18 protein-coding genes are annotated in these 20693 nt (G+C 71.6%); 2 read left to right on the forward strand and 16 right to left on the reverse strand.

Annotated elements, in window-relative coordinates:
• Positions 1-208: 208 nt before the first annotated feature.
• Both ACIRFL_RS37760 and ACIRFL_RS37765 read right to left on the reverse strand, forming a co-directional pair.
• The gene (locus ACIRFL_RS37760; protein ID WP_404038310.1) at positions 209-874 is read right to left on the reverse strand and encodes a ThuA domain-containing protein; all 666 of its coding nucleotides are present in this window, start codon (positions 872-874) and stop codon (positions 209-211) included.
• Between the two features lie 76 nt (positions 875-950).
• Positions 951-2093, reverse strand: coding sequence for a mandelate racemase/muconate lactonizing enzyme family protein (locus ACIRFL_RS37765; protein ID WP_404038313.1), 1143 nt, complete (start codon positions 2091-2093; stop codon positions 951-953).
• A 177-nt stretch (positions 2094-2270) separates the two neighbouring features.
• Here ACIRFL_RS37765 and ACIRFL_RS37770 point away from each other — a divergent pair, with 177 nt between their 5' ends.
• Positions 2271-3020: a FadR/GntR family transcriptional regulator gene (locus ACIRFL_RS37770; protein WP_404038316.1), complete on the forward strand. Its 750-nt coding sequence runs from the start codon at positions 2271-2273 to the stop codon at positions 3018-3020.
• An 85-nt stretch (positions 3021-3105) separates the two neighbouring features.
• Here the strand turns inward: ACIRFL_RS37770 and ACIRFL_RS37775 are convergent, their stop codons facing one another.
• The 12 genes from ACIRFL_RS37775 to ACIRFL_RS37830 form a co-directional block, all read right to left on the reverse strand.
• Positions 3106-5736, reverse strand: coding sequence for a hypothetical protein (locus tag ACIRFL_RS37775; protein ID WP_404038318.1), 2631 nt, complete (start codon positions 5734-5736; stop codon positions 3106-3108).
• 117 nt (positions 5737-5853) lie between these two features.
• The gene (locus ACIRFL_RS37780; protein WP_404038321.1) at positions 5854-6645 is read right to left on the reverse strand and encodes an SDR family NAD(P)-dependent oxidoreductase; all 792 of its coding nucleotides are present in this window, start codon (positions 6643-6645) and stop codon (positions 5854-5856) included.
• Between the two features lie 28 nt (positions 6646-6673).
• Positions 6674-7015, reverse strand: coding sequence for an L-rhamnose mutarotase (locus ACIRFL_RS37785; protein WP_404038324.1), 342 nt, complete (start codon positions 7013-7015; stop codon positions 6674-6676).
• Positions 7016-7083: 68 nt separating this feature from the next.
• A complete protein-coding gene (locus tag ACIRFL_RS37790) occupies positions 7084-7926 on the reverse strand; it encodes a carbohydrate ABC transporter permease (RefSeq protein WP_404038327.1) in 843 nt (280 codons plus the stop codon).
• Positions 7923-8834 carry a carbohydrate ABC transporter permease gene (locus ACIRFL_RS37795; protein WP_404038330.1) on the reverse strand — a complete coding sequence of 304 codons (912 nt, stop codon included), beginning with the start codon at positions 8832-8834 and terminating at the stop codon, positions 7923-7925. Before ACIRFL_RS37795 ends, ACIRFL_RS37790 begins: the two co-directional genes overlap by 4 nt.
• 3 nt (positions 8835-8837) lie before the next feature.
• Positions 8838-10106: an ABC transporter substrate-binding protein gene (locus ACIRFL_RS37800; RefSeq protein WP_404038332.1), complete on the reverse strand. Its 1269-nt coding sequence runs from the start codon at positions 10104-10106 to the stop codon at positions 8838-8840.
• A gap of 50 nt (positions 10107-10156) precedes the next feature.
• Positions 10157-11602: a hypothetical protein gene (locus ACIRFL_RS37805; protein ID WP_404038335.1), complete on the reverse strand. Its 1446-nt coding sequence runs from the start codon at positions 11600-11602 to the stop codon at positions 10157-10159.
• A 20-nt stretch (positions 11603-11622) separates the two neighbouring features.
• The gene (locus tag ACIRFL_RS37810; RefSeq protein ID WP_404038338.1) at positions 11623-12507 is read right to left on the reverse strand and encodes an amidohydrolase family protein; all 885 of its coding nucleotides are present in this window, start codon (positions 12505-12507) and stop codon (positions 11623-11625) included.
• Positions 12504-13535: an aldo/keto reductase gene (locus ACIRFL_RS37815; RefSeq protein ID WP_404038341.1), complete on the reverse strand. Its 1032-nt coding sequence runs from the start codon at positions 13533-13535 to the stop codon at positions 12504-12506. The genes ACIRFL_RS37810 and ACIRFL_RS37815 overlap by 4 nt, the downstream gene beginning before the upstream one ends.
• A gap of 5 nt (positions 13536-13540) precedes the next feature.
• Complete coding sequence (locus tag ACIRFL_RS37820) at positions 13541-14560, reverse strand: hydroxyacid dehydrogenase (RefSeq protein ID WP_404038344.1); 1020 nt, start codon at positions 14558-14560, stop codon at positions 13541-13543.
• Entirely contained in the window at positions 14557-15807 is a 1251-nt protein-coding gene (locus tag ACIRFL_RS37825) for a mandelate racemase/muconate lactonizing enzyme family protein (protein WP_404038347.1), read from the reverse strand. The genes ACIRFL_RS37820 and ACIRFL_RS37825 overlap by 4 nt, the downstream gene beginning before the upstream one ends.
• Positions 15808-16069: 262 nt before the next feature.
• Positions 16070-16921: a fumarylacetoacetate hydrolase family protein gene (locus ACIRFL_RS37830; protein ID WP_404038349.1), complete on the reverse strand. Its 852-nt coding sequence runs from the start codon at positions 16919-16921 to the stop codon at positions 16070-16072.
• 274 nt (positions 16922-17195) lie between these two features.
• On the opposite strand from ACIRFL_RS37830, the gene ACIRFL_RS37835 reads away from it, so the two are divergent.
• Positions 17196-17978 carry an IclR family transcriptional regulator gene (locus ACIRFL_RS37835; protein ID WP_404038352.1) on the forward strand — a complete coding sequence of 261 codons (783 nt, stop codon included), beginning with the start codon at positions 17196-17198 and terminating at the stop codon, positions 17976-17978.
• A gap of 15 nt (positions 17979-17993) precedes the next feature.
• Here the strand turns inward: ACIRFL_RS37835 and ACIRFL_RS37840 are convergent, their stop codons facing one another.
• Positions 17994-19382 carry a glycoside hydrolase family 28 protein gene (locus tag ACIRFL_RS37840; protein ID WP_404038355.1) on the reverse strand — a complete coding sequence of 463 codons (1389 nt, stop codon included), beginning with the start codon at positions 19380-19382 and terminating at the stop codon, positions 17994-17996.
• Positions 19383-19427: 45 nt separating this feature from the next.
• Positions 19428-20603, reverse strand: a complete 1176-nt coding sequence (locus tag ACIRFL_RS37845; RefSeq protein ID WP_404038357.1) for a GntR family transcriptional regulator — start codon at positions 20601-20603, stop codon at positions 19428-19430.
• Positions 20604-20693: the final 90 nt, after the last annotated feature.

Here is a 20693-nt window from a genome sequence, read left to right on the forward strand (position 1 = left end):
GGCCCTGTCGTCAAACCCCCGCCTGCCCCGCGACGCCATGCACGCACTCTCGCCGCACCGGCCACAGGCCCAAGTACGTCCAGTACGAGGACCTGTGCCCGGCACACCGAGAGCACGCACCTGACGCCGCAGGGCCCGCCCTCCGGGCGAACGACGGGAGTTTGACGACAGGACCTAGAGCGCCGGACGGCCCGTACACCCCCGGGCGTCACGCGCGCGCCGCCCACACGAGCCCGCGGCCGACGATCGCCGCCGTCTGCGGCACCCGGAGGTCCGCGACGCGGTGTCCGAGGGTGCAGACGAAGACCCGCCCCGCTCCCCAGCGGCGCGTCCACACCACGGGGAACTCGACGGGGCCGTCCCACGGGTCGGCCGCGCCCGGGGTGAGCACGGACGTGGCCAGGACGGTGTTGAGGGAGTCCGTGAGCACCCAGTAGTGCTCGGTCTCGACGTCGTAGTCCGTGATGCCCTCGGTGATCTCGCCGTCCCGGTCCGGCGCGGCGGCGAGCCGCACGGTGAACTCCTGGAAGCCGTCCGGGTGCCACAGGAAGCGGCCCCCGACCATCCGCAGATAGCGGGGGTTGGCGACGTTCGTGGCGACCACGCCCCCGTGCCAGCCGGCGAAGCCGGTGCCGGCCTCGACCGCGTCGACCAGGTTCGCCTCCTGGTCCGCCGTCAGCCCGCCCGCCGACCACGAGTGCACGACGAGATCGGTGGCGGCGAGCAGTCCCGGGTCCTCGTACACCGACAGATCCTCGGCGACCTCGACCTCGAACCCCCCGCGCTCCAGTTCGGGCAACACCGCTTCGGTGCAGCCGACCGGGTCGTGGCCCTCCCACCCGCCGCGGACCACCAGGGCCTTTCGCGTCCTCATGTCCTGCTCCCCCTCACGTACGCAATACGTACGCAATACGTACGCAATACGTCCTCAATGCGTCCTCAACGCGTCCTCATCGCGCCTGCGGTGCGAGTCTGAGGCCGGCGTCGGCCGGACGGACGTGCGGTCCGGACGGGAGGGACCACCCGCCCGACCCGGCCCGCGCGACGATCCGCTCCTCGTCGACCTCGACACCCAGGCCCGGGGCGTCGCCGAGGACGATCCCGCCGTCGGCGATCTCCTGGTCCACCCGCAGCCCGACCGGGAAGGACAGGTCCTGCACCTCGGTCACCAGGTGGTTGGGCACGGCGGCCGCCGCGTGCGCGACCGGGTTGGCGTTGTACCCGACGGGACTCACTGGCACGCCGTGCCCGAGGGCCAGCGTGGAGACGCGCAGGAAGTGGGTGATGCCCCACACGGCACCGGTCTGCACGACCCCCACCGCGTCCGCGGCCAGCAGCGGCCGGAAGTGTTCGAGGCCCGTCAGGTTCTCCCCGGTCGCGACGGCGGCACGGATGCCGGTCGCGACCGCGCGGTGTCCCGCCACGTCCCAGCGCCGGACCGGTTCCTCGATCCAGGTGAGTTCGACCCGCTCCTCGACCTGCCGGGCCAGGCGCACCGCCTGGTGCCGTCCCCAGGACTCGTTGACGTCGTACATGAGCGCGGGACGGTCGCTGTTGACCCGGAACACGTCGCGGACCGCCGCCAGGCGCCGCACGTCCCGGTCCACGTCGAGGCCGCCCTTGACCTTGGCGCCCGTGAATCCGCGCCGCGCCCACCGCTCGTGGAACGCGACGAGCTCGTCATCGGTCAGCGCGTAGTCCAGGCCGGAGGCGTAACCCGGAACGAAGCGGTCGGCGGCGCCCAGCGTCCGCCACAGCGGCTCCTGGGCGATCTTCGCCTTGAGGTCCCACAGCGCCATGTCGAGGGCGCCGATCGTGCCGAACACATGCCCGCCGTGCCCGGACTTGAAGACATGGGCGAGCATCCTGTCGTAGAGCCAGGTGACCGCTCGGGGGTCCTGGCCCTCCAGTGCGGGGAAGACCCGCGCCACGTCGGCGTGGCCGCCGAGGCCCACGCCGGTGAGGCCCTCGTCGGTCTCCAGCAGCAGGACCGGCACCTCGGTGACGCCGGAGGTGACGACGCCGTTCACGTCGCCCACCGGTCGTCCCCACTCGTGAACCGTGGCAAGGGACCGGTATCCGGTGATTCGCATCGCGCTTCTCCTTGGTCTGCGCGCGGCGCCCGCGCGGCGCCCGCTCCCGGCCGGCGCGTCACACGGTAAGTCGTAACTTGTGATACGAGTGATGACCTTAGCACGTTCGGCTAACCTTGGGTCATTGGACAGCGGGGGCCGGGCGAACCTGCACGAACATTGGGAGTCTCTGACCAGATGATCAAGCCATCCGCGGACACCACCGCCGTGTCCCGCCCTCAACGACGACGGCCGCCGCTCGCTGCGGCCGTCGTCCAGAGCCTCGCGACGGCCATCGTGCTCGGTGAGTACCCGCCGGGCACGGCGTTGCCGTCGGCGGGTGACCTCTGCGAGGAGTTCGAGGTGAGCCGGACCGTGATCCGGGAGGCGACGACGACGCTCGCCGAGAAGGGACTGGTGGCGACCCGCCAGGGCTGGGGGACCGTCGTCCTGGGCCAGGACCAGTGGAGCCTGCTCGACCCGCTGGTCCTCGACGCGCTGTTCCAGCGCAAGGACCGCCTGGTCTACCTGGACAACCTGATCGAGATCAGGACCACCCTGGAGTGCGCGATGGCCGCCCGTGCCGCCGGGCGCATCGATGAGGAGCAGTCGGCGGCGCTCTCGGCCAAGCTCGACGAACTCGCGGGCCTGATCGACGATCCCGAGGCCTACTCGCGCTCGGACATCGAGTTCCACGAGATCATCCACCGCGCCTCCCGGGACGCGTTCGGACGGGCCATCGTCTCCAGCATCCAGGGCAAGGCCGTGCGCTCGCCGCAGTACAGCGGGAACCCGACGCGCGAGGACATCGAGCTCACACACGAGGCGCACGCCCGGGTCGCGGCCGCGGTGCTCGCGGGGGACGGCGACGCGGCCGCCGAGGCGATGCGCGAGCACATCACGTCGTCGTGGGCCCGCCGGCGTCCGGCCGACGTGCCGGACGCGTAGGGAGCGTAGGGCGCCACGACGAGGCGGCCGAGGGACCCGTCGTCCGACGGACCCCTCGGCCGCGCTGCAGGCCGTGCTCAGCCGGTCACGGCCGGCCGATCCCCTCCGCGCCGACGTGCCGGTTCCACTCCGCGACCCACGCGGCCCCGTACGACTCGGCCACCGTGCCGGAGCCGGAGAACTTCAGCGTGTCGAGGTCCAGGCCCGTCTCCGCCACCGAAGTGGCCTCCGCCGACCGGGTGTTGACCTTGTCGCTCCAGCGCGACAGGTTGTACTCCGCCGCAGGTTCCGTGAACGCCGCGGTCGTCTCCACGAATCCCGAGCCGCCCCCGACGACCACCGCGTGGTCGATCTCCACACCGGACGGCACATAGAGCGAGTCGGCGTCGTCCCACACTGTCGCCCGACTGCAGCCGTTCGTGCCCGCCGTCGAGTAGTCGGCCGCCGTGCAGTCCCGGCCCGTCGCGGTCACCCTCGGCACGTACCACCGCTCGACCTGCGGGTACACGATCGGCCTTCCGTCGGAGTACGACGCCTCCCCGCTCGTGTAGTGCTCGTGCCAGGCCGCCACGGTCTCGGGCGTAGCGCTGTACTTCTCGCCCTCACGGACATCGAGGAACGCGTTGAACCTGCTCTGCAGCACCCAGCTGTTGTCCAGCGGCAGCCGTTTCTCGCCCTTCTTGTGGTAGATGCCGCCGTGGCCCACGTGCTTGACCCCGATGAACACGTTGTCGTTCGCGGTGTTGCTGTGCCCGGAGTTGAGGTTGACGCCGGAGTTCGAGCCGTTCACCACGTTGTGGTGGAAGCGCACACCGGACGCGCCGTCGTCCATGTACAGCGCGTCGTTGGAACCGCCGATCTTCTCGAAGTGGTTGTACGCGATCTCGTTGCCCAGGTACGTGAAGTCCCGGCCCGCGTAAACCGCCCCCATGTCGCCGGCGTTCTTCACCACGTCGTAGAAGTGGTTGTGGTTGACCCGCATGTCGTTGCCCATGATCTGCACGGCCATGTGCGGTGCGTCGTGGACGTAGTTGTACTCGAAGGAGTTGCCGACCCCGTACAGGTAGCCGGCCGGTGTGTAGGTGGCCAGCTTCGAGAAACGCGCGATCTCGTTGTGACGGGCGACGTTGTTCCCCCGTTCCAGCGTGGCCCGGTCGCCGCCGCCGAGCAGGACCCCGCCGCCGCCCAGGTCGTGGAGGTAGGAGTTCTGCACGACGTTGTCGTGGCCGCCTTGCAGGGTCTCGTAGTCGGGCATGCTCGTGATGGTGTCGGTCGTCCGCCCGATGCGGATCGCGTCCATGCTCACGTTGGAGATGTCGACCGCGTCGATGAGCGTGCCCACGGCGTCGAGGAGCTGCACGCCGCTGACGAGCGACCCGGTCATGGCCAGGCCCCGCAGGGTCACGCCCCGCACCCCGTCGAGCAGGAAGAAGTTCTTGTCGAAGGTCTGGAGCGTGGTGTCCTTGCCCTCGATCGTCCCGCCCTCGGGCCGGTAGTACAGGACGTCGTTGTCGTCGTAGCGGTCGATGTAGTACTCACCGGCCGTGTCCATCTCCGAGAGGACGTTGAGGACCTTGACCTTGGTCCACGCGTCCTGCGGAATGTACATCGACGGGTACTTGGTGTAGATGCGGTCGCCGCTCCACGACAGGATCCGCACCATGTCGTTGGCGTAGTTGTTGCCGAAGTACCCCGACAGCCAGCCCTCGGTCTCGGCCTTGGTGTTGTCGATGTGCTCGATCCACCGCGGGTCGAGCTGCACCGGGACGTCGGTGTACTCGCCGAAGCCACGGGTGCCGAGGTCGTCCACCGTCGGAACCGCCTCGGGCGCCCAGCTCTTGTAGCGGTCGGCGGCCAGCGCACGGCCCCCGACCGTGAAGATCTGCGGTGTCATGCGCCGCATCTCCGTGGGCGACCAGGTGTCGCGCTGCTCCGGGTCCTCGAGCTGCTGCTTCTTGTCCTCGAACTGGGCCCGCGGGGTCGTGCCGGAGGAGTTCCAGTCGTCCTGGCGGCCGAAGCGGGCGTCGAGGTCCACGTTCATGAGGTCCCGGGGGCCCTCGGCCTTCCACTTGTCGCCCGTGCCCCACAGGTGACAGTCGGTCTCGGTCGTGGCGCAGGAGTTGCCGTTGGGGTACTCGGCCAGGACCTGGGTGTCACCGCCGACGACGAGCTCGGGAGCGAAGGGTTCCTGCACCCAGTTGAAGCCGTTCTTGTACAGGGTGCCCGGGTCGATGCCCTGGGCGCCGAGGTCGTAGACCCACACGCCCGCACGCAGCCCGGGGGTGTTCAGACGGGTGTGGGAGGAGTACTGCGGCTGGGCGAGGGTCTCCTCGGAGAGGTCGGTGAGCTTCTTCCATCCCTCGGCGGGCAGCTCGTGCGACCCGGTGATCGTCACCTTCTCGTTCCGGTAGGCCGCGTAGGTGACCCAGGAGTTCGCGGCGCCCTTCAACTCGACTGTGTCGTCGAGGACGTAGGTGCCGCCCCGGATCAGCACCGTGCCGCGGGCCTTGGCCGACGTGTGGCCGGCCAGTGCGTCCCGTGCCGCCGTGATGGTCCGGAACGGGTCCTTCCTGCCGCCGCTGTTGGTGTCGTCCCCGTCGGTGGCGGAGACGTAGACCGTCAGCTTCCCGGGAGCGGTCCAGGGGCCGGCCGCGGCGGCGGACCCGGCCGCCGGCCCACCGACGCCCGCCGTCAGCGCCAGGGCGACCGCGGCCATCAGTGTCCGCGACGGTCGTCGCCGAGTTCTCAGCATGGAGGTTGCCCTTTCGTCGGTTCTCATGTGACTGACGTGGGGGGTGCGATGCACGGACGGGGCTGGTGCGCGGTGCCTCGGTCAGCTGCCCTCGGGGCGCAGCCGCAGACCCTGCATGCCGCCGTCGACGGCGAGGGCCGTGCCGGTGACGGACGCCGCCGCCGGGGACGCCAGGTAGACGATGGCCGCGGCGACCTCCTCGGCGCTCACCAGACGCCCGGTCGGCTGGCGGGCGTTGAGCGCGGTGCGCTCGGCCCCCGGGTCCGCCGCGCTCGACAGCAGGCGGTCTATCCACGGGGTGTCCGCCGTGCCGGGGTTGACGCAGTTCACCCGTATGCCCTCACGGATGTGGTCGGCGGCCATGGCGAGGGTCAGGGACTGCACGGCGCCCTTGCTCGCGCTGTACAGCGCCCGCTGGGGCAGCCCCGCGGTCGCCGCGACCGAGCAGGTGTTGACCACCACCGCGTGACGGGAGGCACGCAGGTGGGGCAGCGCGGCCCGGGTGGTCCGCACGATGCCGAGGACGTTGACGTCCAGGACGTGCCGCCACTCGGCGTCGTCGTTGTCCGCGACCGTCCCCTGGGCGCCGATGCCCGCGTTGTTCACCAGGATGTCCAGGCCGCCCAGGAAGTCCACCGCCCGGGCGACGCCGGCCCGGACCGAGGCGTCGTCGGTGACGTCGCACCGGACGGGGAGCAGGGCCTCGCGGTCGGTGGCCGGCAGGGCGTCCGGGGCGAGGTCGAGGACGGCGACCCGGGCGCCGCGGCGGGCCAGGAGCCTGGCGGTGGCGAGCCCGATCCCCGACGCGCCGCCCGTGACGACGGCCCCGAGACCGTCGAGTTCGGGGGACGGGGGAGAGGGGGTGTGCGGCATGACGGTGTTCCTTCGCATGGGGTGGTGGTCAGTCCAGGTGGAAGAGTTCCTCGCCGGTCACCCACCGCTCCCCAGGCTGCGCCGAGTCCAATGGCCGCTGGCAAGGGTCGGTGAGCGTCCACCACTGCTGGGTCTGCGGGTCGGCGGCGATGGCGGCCATGTCGGCCTCGTAGTCGTCGCCCGTGTACTCGAAGTAGGCGAAGAGGGTGTGGTCGCGCAGGAAGATGGAGTAGTTGGTGACGTGCGCGCGGGAGAGGGTGTCCAGCACCGGCCGGGGCACCGAACGGTGCAGTTCCAGGTACTCCTCGGCGTGTTCGGGGCGCAGCCGGATCACGGACGCGACCCGGCGGGGTGTGCGGGATGCGGGCATGGCTGGTCACTCCTTCGCGAAACGGGTCACTTCTCGGTGCCGCGGGCCCGGCACGGGCGGCAGGGGCGCTAGCCCTTGACCGCCCCCGCCGCGAGCCCGCTCATGATGTGCCGCTGCATCACCATGAAGATCACCAGGATCGGGATCACCGCGAGCAGCAGGGTCGGGAACACCTTGGTGTAGTCCGTGGAGTACTGACCGACGGCCGCGTACACACCCGTGGTGACGGTGTAGACGCCGCTGCCGGGACCGAGGATCATCTGCGGGCTGGCGAAGTCGTTCCAGACGCTGAGCGAGTTGAGGATGAAGACCGTGGCGATGATCGGCCGCATCAACGGCAGGATGATCCGCCAGAGCGTGTAGTACCTGCCGGCCCCGTCGATGGCCGCGGCCTCGTCCAGCGACCTGGGCAGCACCCGGACGTAGCCGAAGAAGACGAACAGCGTGAACGGGATCGTGGTGGCCGTCATGAACAGGATGAGCCCCGGCAGCGTCCCCATCAGACCGATCGCACGCAGCACGAAGATGACCGGCACCAGGATGACCTGGGTGGGGATGAACATGCCCGCGATGAAGAAGAACAGCAGCAGCCGCGAGATCAGCTTCGGCGTGCGGGCCAGCACGTACGCCGCGGGCGCGCACACCGCCATGGCGAGGGCGTTCACGCAGAGCACCAGCGCGATGGTGACGCCGTAGCCCTTCAGGATGCTGAAGTCCGGGTTGTTCCAGGCGTCCGCGAGGTACCGGAAGGTCGCCGTGCCGAAGCTCGGCGAGAACGGGTTGGCGAGGATCTCCTGCTGGCTCTTGAAGGCGTTGACCACCAGGAGGTACATCGGCACGAGCATGCCGAGGGACACCAGGGAGACGAACGCGACCCGGACGGCGGCGGCCGAGGTGAGTGTTTTCTTCATCCGATGGACTCCGCGTCGTCCTCGGCACGCCTGCGCAGGACGAGGACTGTGATGGCCAGGACCGCGGCGGCGACGATCAGCAGCACGGCCTGGGCCGAGGCGACGCCGATGTCCCGCTGCGGGAAGGAGACTGCGAGGATCGAGTAGGCGAGGGTCTTGGTGGATCCCGCCGGACCGCCCCCGGTCAGCGACACGACCACGTCGTACGTCTTCAGCAGCGAGATGCCCGAGGTGATGACGGCGACCGTCACGGTGGACGCCAGGGAGGGCCAGGTCACGGCACGGAACGTCTGCCACCTGCTCGCGCCGTCGATCCGCGCCGCCTCCAGCAGATCCGCCGGCACCGCCTGCAGGCCCGCCAGGTAGAGGATCAGCTGGACGCCGAAGAGCGACCAGACGATGACGAGGATCATCGACCACAGGGCCCAGTCGGGATCGCTGAGGAAGGGCAGGCTGTCGGTGCCGGCCTTCTCCAGCATGGTGTTGACCACGCCCTGCGGGCCGAGGATGGCCTGCCACAGGAAACCCACGACCAGCGCGCTGAGCACGTGCGGGTAGAACATGACCACCCGGCCGAAGGTGTTGAACCGGTTGGTGCGCTGCAGCAGCAGCGCGAGACCGAGCGCGGCCAGGTTGACCGCGACCGCGCCCACCACGGCCACTACGGCGGTGACCACCATGGTGCCGGTGATGTCGTCGGACTCGAACATGGTCCTGTAGTTGTCCAGACCGACGAACTCGGGGACACGGTTGGGGAATCCGTTGTACTCGGTGAAGCTGTAGTAGATCGCGTAGATCACCGGTATGACCAGCAGGGCGACGTAGATGAGCACCGCGGGGACGACCATGCTGACGCGGGCGGCCAGATCGCGCCAACCCCGCGGCTTGGAGACTGATGTCCGTTGCATGGGTCAGCGGTTCTCGTCGACCCACTGGTCGATGCTCTTGGCGGCGTCCGCCGGGCCCGCCCCGGTGTAGAGGCTCTGCGCGACCTCGGTGAACTTCGGGTTGAAGCCGGTGACGGGCAGTCGGACGTTGCCCTGGCCCTCGCCCACGGCGACCAGTGCCGGGGCGGCGTCGAGGATGCCCTGGATCTGCGCGTCGACCTTCGACTGCTTCGGCTCGGAACCCTTGCGGAACACCCCGTCCGAGCCGAGCTGCGCCTCGATGGCCTTGGCGTCGGTGACCAGGTACTCCACCAGCTGCTTGGCGCCGTCCTCGTCGCCGATGCCCTTGCGGATCATGTAGGGGTTGGCCATGGTGGCGCCCTGCGGACCCGGGTACGCCTGGCCGTCCGCGGCCGGCGGGGAGAACACACCCACCTCGAAGGGCAGGTCCCCGGCCTTGTTCAGGGTGGCCGCGAACCAGCTGCCGTTGGTGTAGAGGCCCACCTTGCCCGCGGTGAAGTTGGCGTCCGCCTGGGAGGGGCTGAGCCCCACGTCGCTCTTGTCGATGTAGCCGGCCTTGATCCAGTCGGCGTACATCTGGAACGCGGGCTTGTACGCGTCACCGACCGAGAGCTTCTTGTCAAAGACCGCGGTCTGCCACTTCGGGTGCAGCTGGTTCAGCGTGGGGTGGTAGATCTGCTGGAGCTGGAGACCGGTCTGGAAGTCGCCGGCCGTCTGCATCGGCGTGTAACCGGCCTTCTTCAGGTCGCCGAGGTCCTTGGTCAGCTCGTCCCACGTGGTCGGCGGCTTGCTGATCCCGGCCTTCTCGAAGGCGCTCTTGTTGTAGTAGACCAGCGACTGCGTCTGGGTGCCGACGCCGACCGCGTAGTGCGCATCGCCCATGGCGTACTCGTCGAACATCGGCGTGCCCTTGGCCCAGGCCTCGCCGCTGAGGTCGATCAGTTCGGGCGCCGTGTCGTCGTCGGGGAAGATCGACTGGATGACGTCGGGCGCGGTGCCTGCGGCCAGTTGCTGCGGGAAGGACTCGGCGACGGACTTGCCGGTCGGGCCCTCTATCTTCACCTTCAGGCCGGTCTTGTCCTCGAACGGCTTGACCAGCTTCTCCCAGTAGGCATGGTTGAGGTTGTCGGTGAGGTTCACCATCATCCGGATCTCGCCGTCCTCGCCCCCCGCCGAGCCGGAGCCCGACGAGCAGGCCGCGACGAGGAGCAGTGGAACCGCGGCGGCAAGCGCGGCACCGCGCGCCTTGCTCCCTCTGGTGGTCGACGTCATTGTCATCTCTCTTTTCCTCGGTGGGGAAAGCCGGCGGTGTCGTTCGGTGGTCACAGCCGCCCCCGGTAGGGCAGGGGGCCGACGGCCGTGATGTCGGTGGGGGCCTCGCCGCGGTCGACGCGGTAGATGCCGTCGTCGGCGACGAAGAACTCGGGGACGTCCGGGTAGCGCAGTTCCTCGGGCAGCGGCTCGCGGTCCGTCCAGGCGAAGAACTCCCGGGCGAAGGTGGCCCGGTCCTTGCGGCCGTACAGATGCAGGTCGCCCGCGGTCAGCGGGCTGCGCACGGACCAGTGGACGCCGGACTCGGCCCAGTGCGCGCGATCGCTGACCAGCACCGACTGCCGTTCGCGCGGCGCGGTCACCCGGTCCCAGAAGTCCTCGTCCGGGCCGTACCGGGCCATCAGGAACAGCAGATCGTGCGCGTGCCAGGCGGTGCTGGGCGCGATGTCGGCCTCGTTGTGCCAGCCGCTCGCGGAGGCGAAGTAGCCGGCCGGAGTCTGGTAGCGGGCGTAGGTGGCGAGGCAGGCCCGTGTGAACGCTTCCAACTCGGCGTCCGGGCCCTCGGCCAGTACCTCGTGGATGCCGTACAGGGTCAGCCCCATGCCGGCGATCAGCATCGGCGTGTCCGTCTTCAGGGCGCGCTCGCCCTGGACGTACCAGTAGCGGTGGTAGCGGGTGGCGCCCGTCTCGTCGGTCCAGGCCGAACGGGCGACGTGCCGGCACAACCGCCGTGCCTCGGCGAGCAGTTCCCCGTCGCCCTGGGCGCGGTACCCGAGCACCAGGGGCACGATCATGAGCCCGTAGTACTCGGCGGGCTCCAGGATGCCGCCCTCGATGCGGTCGCGCACGGTGCGGAACGTGCCGGCGCTCTCCGTGTCGGGCACTCCACGGTGGTGGAAGAGCCGGATCAGCTCCGCCAGGTCCTCGGCGATCTCGTCGGCGTAGGTCTTGTCGTCGCTCAGCTCCGTGTAGAGCTGCTTGACCCAGACCCGGGCGTACTCCTGGTTGCAGGTGCCGTCCTCGCCCGGGCGCCCGCCGCCGTAGACCTCGCAGGCGTCCAGGTTGCGCCGTACGGCGGCCAGTACGGCGGCGACCTCCTCGGCCGGCAGCAGGTGACCGGCGTGGCGCACGGCGAGCAGCATGCCGAGGCTGCCGACGGCGTTGTGGATGAGGCCGCTGGTCGCCGACTCGCCGACCTGGAAGCCGATGTGCCGGTACTGCCCGTCGGGCTGCACCTCGGCGCACTGGTAGCGCAGCAGCCGGCGCAGCAGGGCGACGCCCCGCTCGTCCGGCCGCGCGGCCAGGGCCTGGGCCCAGGCGCCGACGGCCGGACCGGCGAACGTGGTGTGCCCACTGGTGAAGTCCAGGAAGGTGGCAGGGTTGGTGCCCCACACGCTGTGGTTGTGGAAGCCGTTGATCGCCCCTTCGTCGGTCACCCAGCTGTGCAGCCAGCCGGCCAGCGCGGCCGTGTCCGGCGTGGTGGTCTGGTGTTCCATGGCGTTCCTTCCGGAGCGGATCACACGGCCGCGTCGTGCGCGGCGTCCAGCAGGGCGGGGTCGAGGCGGTAGCAGCGGGCGGCGGTGCCGCCGAGCACGGCGGCGCGGTCGTCGGGGGCCAGCGGGGCGAGGAGTTCGCACACGGCCTCCCAGGTGCGCGCATAGCCCCCGGCCAGCACAGAGATCGGCCAGTCGCCGCCGTACATCAGCCGCTCGGGCCCGAACAGCTCCAGCGCGTCCTCGACGAACGGCCGCACCTCGTCGGTGGTCCACGCGTCGAGTGCGCCCGAGGCCGAGTAGAGCCCGGACACCTTGGCGTGGACGCGAGGGTGCTGCGCGGCGGCGGCGATCAGCCGGTGCCACTCGGCCCGCTCCTCGCGGCCGCCGCCGACGGGCGGCTTGCCGAGGTGGTCGACGACCAGGCGCAGGGTCGGGTGCCGGGCCGCCAGCTCGGGCAGGTGGCGCAGCGCGGCGGGCGAGGAGGTCGGGTAGTCGAAGGTGAGGCCGGCCTCGGCGAGCAGCGCGAGGCCCGCGCCGGCGTCGGAGCCGAGGATCCACTCCGGGTCGGACCGCTCGTGGAGCAGGGTGCGTACGCCCACCACGTGCGGGTCGTGGCGGAGCACGGTGAGGCGGGCCCGGGCCCGGTCCGGGTCGTCCAGCGGGACCCAGGCGACGACGCCGACGACCTCCGGGTTCCTGGCGGCGGTCGCCAGCATGAGGTCGGTGTCCGCGTCGTTGTCGGCCGCCTGGACGAGGACGGCTGCGGTGACCTGGGCCCTGCGCAGGGCCGGACGGGCGTCGCGGAACCGCATGGCGCGGTCGACGGGCGACATCGCGGGCCCCAGCCAGTCGTAGGCGGCCAGGCCGGGATCCCAGACGTGCAGATGGGAGTCGACGACGGTCATGACCGCTCCCTCGCGGCGGACGGCGCGGACGGCGCGGACGGAGCGGGTGTTGCGCCGGGGACGTCCGGGACCAGGCCGAGGTCCGCCAGCTCCGCCCAGAGCGCGTCGGGCACGCGGGCCGCGAGCCGCCCCGCGTTCGTACGGGACTGCCGCGCGTCGCGGGCGCCGAGCACCACCGACACGACCGCCGGGTGCCGCAACGGGTAGGCGATCGCGGCCTCGGGCAGAGTGACGCCGTGTCGCTCGCAGACGTCCGCGAGTGCGCCGGCCCGGGCGACCAGCTCGTGGGGCGCGGGCAGGTAGTCGTAGGTGGCGTCGGCCGGCGGACGGTCGGCCGCCAGCAGGCCGGAGTTGTAGACCGCGGCGGCGACGACGCCGACCCCGCGCTCCTGGGCGAGCGGCAGCAACTCGCCCCGCGCGGACTGGTCGAGCAGGGTGTGGCGCCCGGCCACCATGACCAGGTCGACGTCCGAGCGGCGGACGAACTCGGTGAGCATCGCGGCCTGGTTCATGCCCACGCCCACCGCCTTCACCACCCCCTGGTCGCGCAGTTCGACGAGGGTGTCGACGCCGGTGGTGGAGGCCTGGTGCCAGTGGTCGTCGGGATCGTGCAGGTAGACGATGTCGACGTGGTCGAGCCCGAGCCGGGTCAGGCTGCCCTCCAGGGAGCGCAGGATGCCGTCCCTGGAGAAGTCCCAGTCGCGCCGGAAGGCGGCGGGCACCGCGAAGCCGCCGTCGTCCTGAAGGTGCGCGGTCCCGGGGCTGGGCACCAGCAGTCGGCCCACCTTGGTGGACACGGTGTACTCGCCCCGCGGACGCCGAGCGAGGAAGGCGCCGAGGCGGCGCTCCGACAGCCCGAGTCCGTAGTGCGGGGCGGTGTCGAAGTAGCGGACGCCACTGTCCCAGGCCGCGTCGACGGCACCCTGCGCGTCCGTATCGCTCGTCTCCCGGGCCAGATTCCCCAACTGGGCGGCTCCCAGGCCGAGTTCGGTCAGCTCCGGACCGCGGGCGAGGGCACGTGAACGCATCGGCCTCACCACACCCTCGTACGCGCGGAGGCCGCGAGGTCCTCCGGGTGGGCGAAGGGCCGGCCCGCCGCGAACCGCTCCACCTCGTCGGCGACAGCGTCACCGATGCGGTGCAGCTCCCCGCCGAGCGAACCCGCCAGGTGCGGGGTGAGCACGACGTTGTCCAGCGTCCACAGCTCGCTGCCGGGGTCGGGCGGCTCCGGATCGGTGACGTCGAGGACGGCGTCGATGCGGCCGGTGCGCACCTCGGCGAGCAGGGCGTCCTGGTCGACGACGGCCCCGCGCGCGGTGTTGACGAGCGTCGCCCCGTCCGGCATCAGCGCCAGCCGTCCCGCGTCGATCTGCCCGCGGGTCGCGGGAGTCAGCGGCTGGTGCAGGGACACCACCCGGCTGTACGCCATCAGTTCGTCGAGCGGCACCAGGCGCGCGCCGAGGGCGGCCGCCTGCTCCTGCGTGAGCGTCGGGTCGTACAGGAGGACGTCCAGGTCGAAAGGGCGCAACAGGGCGAGCACCGCCCGGCCCACGGTGGAGGCGCCCACGATGCCCACCGTCTGCCGGTAGTTGCCGCGTCCGGTGTACGCGCCGAAGTGGTCGGGCAGGGTCCGCGAGGCGCGGTAGCGGCGCTCCTCGGCGAGGACGCGCTTGTTGGCGAGCAGGATCATGGCGAGGGTGTACTCGGCCACGGGCCCGGAGTTGGCGGCGCGGGCGTTGGCCGCGACCACGCCGCGGGCGGCGAAGGCGGCCGGGTCCTCCAGACAGGACGCGGCCACCCCGCCCGCGTAGACCACGGCCCGCAGCCGCTCGGCGCGGGCCAGGTGCTCCGCCCGTACGAGGGGCGCGTCCCAGCCCGCGACGAGGATCTCGGCGCCGGCCAGCGCGTCGCGGGAACGGGCGGATTCCAGTTCGCACAGCACCAGTGAGGTGTCGATGTCGGCCGCCCGGCGCAGCCGGGCCAGGGCGTCCTCGTCGAAGACGGCGTGGACCAGTCGGGGGTTCATGGCGAAGACGGCACGTGGTCGCGTCACGTCGTGCTCTCCCTCTCGGTGTGCTCACTGCGCGCGGGACGGTGGACGGGACCGGGAACGGCAGGAGAGGCGGTGCCCGCGGGGGTGCGGGGGGCCGGACCCGGGGGACCGGGCTCGGGCACCAGCCGCAGACCGGCGTCGCGCGGGCGCACATGGGGACCGTCGGGGCGGGCCCAGCCGGCGTTCTCCTCCGGGGCGGCGAGTGCGCTCTCGTCGACCGTGATGCCGAGTCCCGGCGCGTCGCCGAGGACGATGCCGCCGTCCTCGATCGTCTGATCCACGGTCAGCCCGGCCGGTGTGCCGGTGTCCTGCACCTCGGTGACCAGGTGGTTGGGAGTGGCGGCGGCCGCGTGCGCCAAGGGGTTGGCGTGGTAGCCGACCGGGCTGACCGGGAGGTCGTGGCCGTGGGCGAGGGTCGCGACCCGCAGGAAGTGGGTGATGCCCCAGACGCCGGCGGTCTGCACGACCTGGAGCGCGTCGGCCGCCAGCAGGGGACGGAACTGCTCCAGGCCCGTCAGGTTCTCGCCACTGGCGACGGCGGTACGGGCGGCCCGGCCCACGGCCCGGTGTCCCCTCGCGTCCCAGCGGCGCACCGGCTCCTCGATCCAGGCGAGTTCGACGCGGTCCTCGATGCGGGCGAGCAGCCGTACGGCCTGGTGCCTGCCCCAGGACTCGTTGACGTCGAGCATCAGGGCGGGGGAGCGGGTGTTGGCGCCCAGCACTGCGGCGACCGCGCGCAGCCTGGCGATGTCGCGTTCGGTGTCCAGGCCGCCCTTGAGCTTGGCGCCGGTGAAGCCGCGTGCGGCCCAGCCGGAGTACAGCGCGACCAACTCCTCCTCGTCCAGCGCGATGTCGAGACCGGACGCGTAACCGGGCACGAAGCGGTCCGCCGCGCCGAGGGTGCGCCACAGCGGCTCGCCGGCCATCTTCGCCTTGAGGTCCCACAGCGCCATGTCGAATGCGCCGATGGTGCCGAAGGCGGTGCCGGCGTGGCCGCTCTTGAAGGTGTGGGCCAGCATCCGGTCGTAGAGCGTGGTGACGGCCCGTGGATCCTGCCCGTCGAGTGCGGGGAAGACCCGCGAGGCGTCGCCGTGCGCGCCGAGGCCCACTCCGGTGAGGCCGCCGTCGGTCTCGACCAGCAGGACCGGGACCTCGGTGACGCCCTGTGCGACAAAGCCGTTGGCGTCTCCGACGGGACGCCCCCAGCGGTGCACGGTCGTCAGGCTCCGGAATCCGGTGATCTTCAACTGCTCCCCCTCTTCGTGCTCTCCTCGCCGTCCCGCCCGCCGGCCCACCCACCCCGCGCCAGGGAAGACCGAGGGGGCGTGGGAAGTGGGGGAGCGTGCCGTCGGGCCAGGGGAACGGGCGTTGTGCGGCCGCCGGGAAGCACTCCCGCAACCGCGCCCTCATCTAGTCGTAACGTATCATACAAGTGATGACTGAGAAGAGGTCTCGGTCACTGGTTCCGGAGGTGGTGCCGGGACCCGCGCGAGGGCCGGACGACGGCGGTCAGGCGGCGCCGAGTGTCTGGCGCTGACGCCCCAGCCCCTCGATCTCGATCTCCATCACGTCACCGGGCGCCAGGTAGGGGAAGCGGCCGGACAGGGCGACGCCCTCCGGAGTGCCGGTGTTGATGACGTCACCCGGATCCAGCACGAGGTACTGGCTCAGGTCGTACACGATCTGCGCGACGGAGAAGATCATGTCCGCGGTGCGGGAGTCCTGCCGCGGCTCGCCGTTCACGAAGGACCGCAGCCGCAGGCCCTGGACGTCGGGCACCTCGTCGGCCGGCACCAGGAAGGGGCCGAGCGGGTTGAAGGTGGCGCATGACTTGCCCTTGGACCACTGGCCGCCGGAGTGCTCCAGCTGGAAGTCGCGCTCGGAGACGTCGTTGGAGACGGCGTAGCCGGCCACGTGGTCCAGGGCCTGCTCGGGGGAGTCCAGGTAGCGCGCCGTCCGGCCGATGACGACGGCGAGTTCGACCTCCCAGTCCGTCCTGGCGGAGCCGCGCGGGATCTCCACCTCGTCGTGCGGGCCGACCACCGTGTTCGGGTGCTTGAAGAAGATCACCGAGCGGGTGGGCGGCTCGCTGCCGGACTCCGCCGCGTGCGCCGCGTAGTTCTGCCCGATGCAGACCACCGCGCCGGGCCGGGCGACGGGCGGTCCGAAGCGCAGCCCCTCGGCCTCCAGCACGGGCAGGGCACCCTCAGCCAGGGCCCGGCGGGTGCGGGCGATGCCGTCCGCGGCGAGGAAGGTGCCGTCGATGTCGGAGGTCAGGGAGGAGAGGTCCCGGGTGACACCCAGGTCGTCGATGACGGCGGGGCGTTCTTGCCCGGGGTCTCCGAGCCGTACGAGTTTCATGTGCCGCTTTCCTTGGTCGAGGGCCGGGTCCGGCCGTGGCCGCCGGCCGTGCCGGATGCGTCTGTCCCGGTCGGCCGGTCGTGGAGATGGCGAAGGCGGCCGTCGCGGTGACGGGACGGGTGTCGATTCCCGGGTGGGCGCGGGTGTCCGCCGTGATCGGCGCCGTGCCGGCGCCGCCGCTTTGGGACGTGCGGGCCCAGTATCGGTGTACGGCACCGCTTGTTGTCAATGGACTGGTTTACTGTCAACAGGCTGACAACTAGGGTGTGGCGCCATGAGTACTCGGGACGGATCGGTATGGGCCAGTGCCGCACCGGCGCCGGCCGTGCTGCGGGCGGGCGCGATCCTCGACGCGCTGGCGGACGCCCGTGGCCGTGCGCTGTCGCCCGCCCAACTGGCCGCCGCCGCGGGCGGCATACCGCGGGCGTCCGTCGTCAACATCTGCGCGGCCCTGCACGAACGGGAACTGGTCCGGGCCGTGGACGGCGGCTTCGCCCTCGGACCGGGCCTGCTGCGGCTCGCCCAGTCCTACCTGGACGCCTTCGATCCCGTCCGCAGCTTCCGGGAGCAGGTGAGCCGCCTGGGCGACCGGGAGGAGACGCTCCAACTGGCCACCATGGAAGGCACGGACGTCGTCTACCTGGCGGTGCACGAAGGCACCGTCCTGATGCGCCTCACCAGCCGGGCTGGGGCCAGGCTGCCGGTCACCTGCACGGCGCTGGGCAAGGCCATGCTGGCCGGCCTGGACGACACCGCGGTGCGTGAACTGCTGGCGGACCGGGAGCCGTTCGAGGCACGCACGCCCTGGTCGGTGACGACGCTCGACGCGCTGCTCGCGGACGTGCGCGACGTGCGCACGGCCGGTCACGCCGTCGACGACCAGGAGGCCGCCGAGGGCATCGTGTGCGTCGCGGCGGCCGTGCCCGGACCGCCGCCGGGCGGCCGGCCCTTCGCCGTCAGCTCCTCGCTGCTCAAGTCCCAGGCCACACCCGAGCGGGTGGCGGCGCTCGCCGCACTGATCAAGGACCTCGTGCGCAGGGTGGGCGCGGCGGCCTGAGCGCCGTCTGTGCCCCTACTGCGCGCGCCCGTTGACCGTCACACGACGCAGCGACAGGTCCGTGACGGACTGGAGCAGCATGTCCTGGGCGGCGTCGTCGAAGGCGAGTCGGTCGAGCCGGACCCCGTCGACCGGCGCATCGGCCAGCCCCCGCACGCGCACCGGGTACTCGCAGTGCCCGCGCACCGACCAGCGCTCGGCCGTCAGCCGGGACACCTCGGCCGGCCGGTCGCCGCCCGTACCGCCCGCGTACTGGAAGGTCACCTCGAAGGGCACATACGTCCAGGCAGGCGCGTCGACGTCGGTGACGCGGACGTCCCGGACGTACCCGCCCCGCGCGGGCGTCGACTTGACGTTGAGGACCGAGGCGACGGAGGCCTCGTCGAGGCCAGGGTCGAGCGGCAGGCGCAGGCGCCGCGCGACGACGTCCGACGCGCCGCCGCTCATCTCGCTGCCGATCGCCACCGCGGCTCCGCCGCTGAGGTAGACGCAGTCCTGGATCCGGATGTGCCGGGAGGGCACGCCGACCCGCCACCCGTCCTCGTCCCGCCCGGACTTGACGGCGATGCAGTCGTCGTGGACGGCGAAGGTGACCCGCTCGATGGTGACGTTCTCGCACGAGTCCGGGTCGCAGCCGTCGCTGTTGGGTCCCTCGCACTCGACCCGCACATCGCGCACGGTGACGTTCCGGCTCAGCACCGGATGGATGTTCCAGAACGCGGAGTTGCGCAGCGTGACGCCCTCGATCAGGACGTTCTCGCAGGAGTGCGGCTGGACGAAGCTCGGACGCAGGAGGTGCCCCGCGCCGAGGACACGATCGCGTACCGGGACGCCCTGCGCACTCCACCGCTCCAGCGTCGCCCAGTCCGCGAACTCGTTGGGCATGCCGGGTTTCCAGCCGTACTTCCCGGAGCCCTTCCACGGCCACCAGTGCGTGTCGTCGGCCTGTGCGTCGAGGACTCCGCGGCCGGTGACCCCGATGCCGTGCTGACCGTGGGCGTAGACCATGGGGGAGTAGTTGTAGACCTCGATGCCCTGCCAGCGGGTGCGTACCACCGGCAGATAGGCGGCCGGGTCGGTGCTGAACAGGACGGTGGCGCCCTCGGCGACATGCAGGTCGACGCCGCTGAGCAGATGGATCGGGCCGGTGGCCCAGCGCCCGGGCGGGACCAGGACGTGTCCTCCGCCGGCGGCGTGGCAGGCTCGGACCGCCGCGAGGACGGCGGCCGTGCAGTCGGTGGTGCCGTCGCCGACGGCACCGTGGTCGGTGACGGGGAACCAGGCGTCGGGGAAGTGCGGGCGACCCCGGTCGTCGGCCGCCGCGCCGGTGGCGCGGGCCAGTGGGACGGCGGCGGCCGTGAGGACGCCGAGACGGAGCAGTCGTCTGCGGGCCGGATCGGTCATGCTGTGCCCCTCGGTGAGATGGAACCGGTGGTGGCGGCGCTCGCTTCACCGCCCGGGCCCGGCCGCGGGCCCAGGAGGGCCGGGAAGGTAGCGGGCGGCCTCGCCCGCGGCATGGTCGGCGAACATGGGCCCGGCGACATCGGGGTCACCGGAGCGCAGGACGTCCAGAAGTTCGGCGTGGTGCTCGGCCATCGCGCCCCAGCCGCCCGCGTAACGCGGGTCACCCAGGACGTGCAGGTCCCACAGGCTGGACTCGATCATGTGCCACAGGCGGATCAGCGCCGCGTTGCGGGCAGCTTCGCACACATGTCGGTGAAATGACATGTCGGCGTCGCGGAAGGCGCCGATGTCGTCCTCGGCCGCGGCCCGGCGCAGTTGGGTCACGTCCTCGGTGAGCAGCCACGTGTGCTCGGCGTCCAGTCGGCCGGCCACCCGGCGGGCCGCGTACTCCTCGAACATCACCCGGATGTCCCGGACGTCCTGCGCCTGCCGCTCGGAGACCCGCACGACATAAGTACCGCGATGCGGTTGGGAGATGACCAGCCCCTCGTACGCGAGGCGTTTGATCGCCTCGCGGGGCGGGGCCTGACTGGTGCCGAAGCCGCGCGCGATCTCCGACTCGACCAGGCGTTGCCCGGGTGCGAGCCGGCCGTTGACGATCCAGTCCCGCAACAGCGTGTACACGTGGTCGGAGAGCAACTGCCGCGGCATGCGGGGCGCGCCCGGCACCGGACCGCCCTCGGTCCGGCCCGCCTCCCCGTCCGCCCCCCGGCGTGGCCCGCTCGGACGCGCGTCAGGCGGAACGGGCAGCTTGGCCTGCTGTTCCTGCCAGATCCGGGCGATCGTGGACTGCGACAGGCCCAGCGTGTCGGACAGCGAGCGGGTCGAGGGCACCGGGGCACCGGCACGGGCCTGTTCGAGCAGCACCGCGACCCGGGCCTCCGCCTCCTGCCGGTTGGTGCTGCGGGGCCGTCCCGGGCGAGGCGCGTCGTGCAGACCGGCGACGCCCCGCCGCAGATAGCGCTCGCGCCACTTGGCCACCGTGGTGGGAGCGCATCTGAGGCGCTGGGCGACCTCCGCGTTGGTCAGTCCCTCCGCACAGGCCAGGACGATCCGGCCGCGCAGCCGGAGGCCGGCCTGCGGCCGCCGGGCGAGGTCCGCAAGGGCCGCCCGGTCCTCCGCACTGAGCTGGGGAAATGCCGGCGGGTCGGAATCGGTCATGGCACCGCGCCTCCTGGGATGCGTGAACTTATGACTCACGGGCCGCGAGCCCGTCGCCCCTCAGGTCATCAATTTCAGGGTCAGCCAAGC

It is taken from the genome of Streptomyces sp. NPDC102462 (assembly GCF_044765425.1).
Taxonomy (GTDB): domain Bacteria; phylum Actinomycetota; class Actinomycetes; order Streptomycetales; family Streptomycetaceae; genus Streptomyces.

What these genes read in the sequence shown, in the direction of transcription:
- ACIRFL_RS37795 (WP_404038330.1), bottom strand. Translation starts at nt 8,834, where the DNA reads ATGCAACGGACATCAGTCTCCAAGCCGCGGGGTTGGCGCGATCTGGCC.
- ACIRFL_RS37770 (WP_404038316.1), top strand. Translation starts at nt 2,271, where the DNA reads ATGATCAAGCCATCCGCGGACACCACCGCCGTGTCCCGCCCTCAACGA.
- ACIRFL_RS37805 (WP_404038335.1), bottom strand. Translation starts at nt 11,602, where the DNA reads ATGGAACACCAGACCACCACGCCGGACACGGCCGCGCTGGCCGGCTGG.
- ACIRFL_RS37790 (WP_404038327.1), bottom strand. Translation starts at nt 7,926, where the DNA reads ATGAAGAAAACACTCACCTCGGCCGCCGCCGTCCGGGTCGCGTTCGTC.
- ACIRFL_RS37835 (WP_404038352.1), top strand. Translation starts at nt 17,196, where the DNA reads ATGAGTACTCGGGACGGATCGGTATGGGCCAGTGCCGCACCGGCGCCG.
- ACIRFL_RS37760 (WP_404038310.1), bottom strand. Translation starts at nt 874, where the DNA reads ATGAGGACGCGAAAGGCCCTGGTGGTCCGCGGCGGGTGGGAGGGCCAC.
- ACIRFL_RS37780 (WP_404038321.1), bottom strand. Translation starts at nt 6,645, where the DNA reads ATGCCGCACACCCCCTCTCCCCCGTCCCCCGAACTCGACGGTCTCGGG.
- ACIRFL_RS37775 (WP_404038318.1), bottom strand. Translation starts at nt 5,736, where the DNA reads ATGGCCGCGGTCGCCCTGGCGCTGACGGCGGGCGTCGGTGGGCCGGCG.
- ACIRFL_RS37830 (WP_404038349.1), bottom strand. Translation starts at nt 16,921, where the DNA reads ATGAAACTCGTACGGCTCGGAGACCCCGGGCAAGAACGCCCCGCCGTC.
- ACIRFL_RS37840 (WP_404038355.1), bottom strand. Translation starts at nt 19,382, where the DNA reads ATGACCGATCCGGCCCGCAGACGACTGCTCCGTCTCGGCGTCCTCACG.
- ACIRFL_RS37845 (WP_404038357.1), bottom strand. Translation starts at nt 20,603, where the DNA reads ATGACCGATTCCGACCCGCCGGCATTTCCCCAGCTCAGTGCGGAGGAC.
- ACIRFL_RS37800 (WP_404038332.1), bottom strand. Translation starts at nt 10,106, where the DNA reads ATGACGTCGACCACCAGAGGGAGCAAGGCGCGCGGTGCCGCGCTTGCC.
- ACIRFL_RS37810 (WP_404038338.1), bottom strand. Translation starts at nt 12,507, where the DNA reads ATGACCGTCGTCGACTCCCATCTGCACGTCTGGGATCCCGGCCTGGCC.
- ACIRFL_RS37785 (WP_404038324.1), bottom strand. Translation starts at nt 7,015, where the DNA reads ATGCCCGCATCCCGCACACCCCGCCGGGTCGCGTCCGTGATCCGGCTG.
- ACIRFL_RS37765 (WP_404038313.1), bottom strand. Translation starts at nt 2,093, where the DNA reads ATGCGAATCACCGGATACCGGTCCCTTGCCACGGTTCACGAGTGGGGA.
- ACIRFL_RS37815 (WP_404038341.1), bottom strand. Translation starts at nt 13,535, where the DNA reads ATGCGTTCACGTGCCCTCGCCCGCGGTCCGGAGCTGACCGAACTCGGC.